Source organism: uncultured Methylobacterium sp., from assembly GCF_964251405.1.
GTDB lineage: Bacteria > Pseudomonadota > Alphaproteobacteria > Rhizobiales > Beijerinckiaceae > Methylobacterium.
Genome location: NZ_CAXUJR010000115.1, coordinates 6,091 through 10,081 on the forward strand (window position 1 = coordinate 6,091; position 3,991 = coordinate 10,081).

The following is a 3,991-nucleotide window of genomic DNA, read 5'->3' on the forward strand; positions in this document are numbered from 1 at the left end:
ATCGAGGAGGACCTGGCCTGGCTCGGCGTCGTGCCCGATCTCAGGGCGCGCCAATCCGACCGAGCGGCGATCCACGACGAGGCCGCCGAGCGCCTGAAGGCGGCCGGCCGGCTCTATCCGGCCTACGAGACGCAGGAGGAGCTGGAGCGCCGTCGCCGTCGCCAGCTCGGGCGGGGCCAGCCGCCGATCTACGACCGCGCCGCCCTCGATCTCACGCCGGAGGATCGCGCCGCCTTCGAGGCCGAAGGGCGCAAGCCGCACTGGCGCTTCAAGCTCGAGCCGCGCAGCGTGAGCTGGACGGATCTCGTTCGCGGCGAGGCCCATGTCGACTGCGCCTCGCTGTCGGATCCCGTCCTGATCCGCGCCGACGGGAGCTATCTCTACACCCTGCCCTCCGTCGTCGACGATGCCGACCTCGGCGTCACCCACGTCATCCGCGGCGAGGACCATGTCACCAATACCGGCGTTCAGGTCCAGATCTTCGAGGCTTTGGGCCACCCGGTCCCGGTCTTCGGCCACCACAACCTGCTCACCACCGCGGACGGGGAGGGCCTCTCGAAGCGCCTCGGCCACCTTTCGCTGCGGTCCCTGCGCGAGGAGGGTTTCGAGGCCGCTGCCGTGCGCTCGCTAGCGGTGCTCACCGGCTCGGCGGAAGCCGTGCGGGCGGTCGCCACGATGGAGGAGCTGGCCGGCCTCGTCGACCTCGCCCAGATCTCGCGGGCACCGGCCAAGTTCGATCCGCACGAGCTCGACGGGCTCAACGCCCGCCTGATCCACGCCATGCCGTTCGTGGACGCGCGCGACCGGCTCCTCGCGCTCGGCGTGCCGGAGGACCGCGCCGAGGCGTTCTGGGAGGCCGTGCGGGCCAACCTGACGAAGGTGTCCGATGCGCGCGACTGGTGGCGGATCGTGGCCGGACCGGTGACGCCGGTGATCGTCGATCCCGCCTTCATCGCGGCCGCTGCCGAGGTTCTGCCCGCAGACCCCTGGGACGGAGAGACCTGGAAAGCCTGGACCGGTGCCGTGAAGGCGAAGACCGGCGCCAAGGGCAAGGCTCTGTTCATGCCGCTTCGATTGGCGCTCACCGGGCTCGAACACGGGCCGGACCTGGCGGGCTTGCTACCGCTGATCGGACGGGAGGCCGTGGCGGAGCGGTTGGGATCCGGAAAGTAGTCCGAAGACGATGGCGCGGCCCTCCTCCCCACAAGGGGGAGGGAAGGTGCCTCACGCCACCCGCGACACCAGGATCTTGTCCACTCGCCTGCCGTCGAGGTCCACCACCTCGAAGCGCCAGCCGGCGATCTCGCAGACTTCGCCGGTCTCGGGCAGGCGCTGCAGCTTGGCGATGACGAGGCCGGCCGCCGTCTCGTAGTCGCGGCTCGATTCGAGCTTGATCCCGAGCTGGTCGGCCATCTCGTCCACCGGCATCCAGCCGGCGATGAGCCAGGAGCCGTCCTGGCGCTGCACCGCCTCGGGCTCGGAATCCTCGGAATGGAAGGCGCCCGCGATGGCGTCGAGGATGTCGGCGGGAGTCACGAGGCCGTCGAAATGGCCGTACTCGTCGTGGATGAGCGCCATCGGCACCTCCGCCGCCTGGAGGGCGGTGAGCGCGTCGAGGGCGTCGAGGGTGTCGGGCAGGACCGGGGCGCGGCGGATGTAGTCGCGCAGGTCGAAATCGATGTTCTCGACCAGCGCCTTGACGATCTCGCGCACCTGCACGACGCCGAGCATGTTGTCCGGGTTGCCCTCGCCGACCGGCACGCGCGAATGCGGGCTCGTCAGCAGCATCGCGCGGATCTCAGCGGGGTCCTTGTCGAGGTCGATCCAGTGCACGTCCGTGCGCGGGGTCATGACGCTGCGCACGGCGCGGTCGCCGAGCCGCAGCACGCCGGCGATCATCTTGCGCTCGTCGGTCTCGATGACGCCCGCGGTCTCGGCCTCCGCGACGATGCTGCGGATCTCCTCTTCGGTCACCGCGCTGGCGCTGGCCGCCTCCTGGCCGAGGACGCGGAACACCGCCCGGGTCGAGGCGTCGAGGAGCCAGACCGCCGGCAGCGCGATGCGCGAAATGGTCCGCATGGTCGGCGCGACCATGCAGGCGATGCCCTCGGGGTCGCGCAGGGCCACGTGCTTGGGCACGAGCTCCCCGATGATCACCGACAGGTAGGTGATGGCGGCGATGACGAGGCCGTAGCCGAGGGGGTCCGACACCCCCTTGGACAGGCCGGCATCGAGCAGGATCTCGGTGAGGCGCTCGCCGAGCGCCGCGCCCGAGACCGCGCCGGACAGGATGCCCACGAGGGTGATGCCGATCTGCACCGCGGAGAGGAACCGGCCCGGCTCCTCGGCCAGCGCCAGGGCGGCCTTTGCCCCCGGGCGGTGGGCCTCCACCATGGCGCGCAACCGCGACTTGCGCGACGAGACCACGGACAGCTCGGAGAGAGCGAAAGCCCCGTTCATGAGGATGAGCGCGACGGCGACGGCGAGTTCGATCACGGTCTGCGACGTAGAGCCGGAATCGCCGCGAGAGCGCGCCGGGCTTCCTCTTCAAGGGTACGGACGGCGCCTAGATGAAGCCCACGGTCCTTCAGGTCAACGGTCATGGGGTCGTTTGCCCGGACCAGGGGCTCGGCCCGCCATCCGGTCACGAGGCCGAAGCCTTTGACGGCGCCGTGTTTCTCCCAGGAACCGGAACCGGTTTTCGCGCCGCTGCGTCAGCCCTCCGGTTGCAGCGGGGCGAGCCTCGACAGCCGAAGCGCGATGACGAGTGCCAGCGCGTAGAGGCTGGCGAAGAACACGACGATTCCGGTCCATCCGGAATGCGCGAAGAACCAGCCCCCCGCGGTGCCGAGCACCGAGGAGCCGAGATAGTACGCGCAGAGATAGGTCGAGGAAGCCTGGGCCCGGTGGCGCAGGGCCCGGCGCCCGACCCAGCTGCTCGCCACCGAATGCGCGCCGAAGAAGCTCATCGTCACCACCACGATGCCGGCGATGATGAGGGCGAGATTATCCGACGCGGTCATCGCGATGCCGGCGAGGCCGAGCAGGATCGCGAGCCAAAGCACCCTGCGGCGCCCGAGCCGAGTCGCGATCTCGCCGGTGGCCGCGGAGCTGAAGGTGCCGGCGAGGTAGACGACGAAGATCGCGCCGATCGCGGTCTGGCTGAGCGAAAACGGCGGGTCGAGGAGGCGAAAGCCGATGTAGTTGTACACGCTGACGAAGCCGCCCATCAGCAGGAACGGCTCGACGAACAGCCAGGGCAGGCCGGGATCGCGGAAATGACCGCCGAAGCTGCCCGGCACCTCGCGCCAGGCCATCCGACGGGCCTGGAACCGCCGCGACGGCGGCAGCAGGGCCGCGAACGCCACGGCCGCTACGAGCGCCAGTACCCCGATGGTGCCGAGCCCGACGCGCCACGAGGCGTAGTCGGTGATGATGCCGGCCACCAGCCGCCCGACCATGCCGCCCAGCGCATTGCCGCCGATGAGGAGCCCCATGGAGAGGCCGATTGCGCGGGCATCCATCTCCTCGCTGAGATAAGCCATCGCCACGGCGGGCAGGCCGCTCGCAGCGAACCCGGTGAGCGCCCGCAGGGCCAGGAAGCCATACCAGCCCGGCACCATGACGGCGACGAGGGTGAGGATCGCCGAGGCGAAGAGCGAGGCCATCATGACGGGCTTGCGGCCCCACACCTCCGAGAGCGGGCTGACCACGAGGAGGGCCAGCGCAAGCGTCGCGCAGGGCGCCGACAGGGCAAGGCTGCTCTCGGCCGGCGACACGTGAAACTCGTCCGCGAAGACCGGCATCAGCGGCTGCACGCCGTAGAGGACGGCAAAGGTCGAGAAACCCGCGGCGAACAACGCCAGGGTCGTGCGGCGGAACACCGGCGTCCCGGCCGCGATCAGCCGATCGCTGGTGTCGTCCATGCAAGGCGGCTCCGGATGCGCGCGACGCCCATCGTTGACGGTCGATCTCGCACGAGGTCAACCTC

Annotated in this window: 3 protein-coding genes; 1 reads left to right on the plus strand and 2 read right to left on the minus strand. The window is 70.2% G+C overall.

Features of this window, described 5'->3' with window-relative positions; all coding sequences use genetic code 11:
• A partial coding sequence (locus tag ACFE7U_RS16065; protein WP_375410723.1) for a glutamate--tRNA ligase occupies positions 1–1,173 on the plus strand: 1,173 nt, incomplete at its 5' end.
• 51 nt (positions 1,174–1,224) lie between these two features.
• Here the strand turns inward: ACFE7U_RS16065 and ACFE7U_RS16070 are convergent.
• Together ACFE7U_RS16070 and ACFE7U_RS16075 are read right to left on the minus strand one after the other, a co-directional pair.
• Entirely contained in the window at positions 1,225–2,496 is a 1,272-nt protein-coding gene (locus tag ACFE7U_RS16070) for a hemolysin family protein (protein ID WP_375410724.1), read from the minus strand.
• Positions 2,497–2,714: 218 nt separating this feature from the next.
• Positions 2,715–3,926, minus strand: a complete 1,212-nt coding sequence (locus ACFE7U_RS16075) for an MFS transporter (protein ID WP_375410725.1) — start codon at positions 3,924–3,926, stop codon at positions 2,715–2,717.
• Positions 3,927–3,991: the final 65 nt, after the last annotated feature.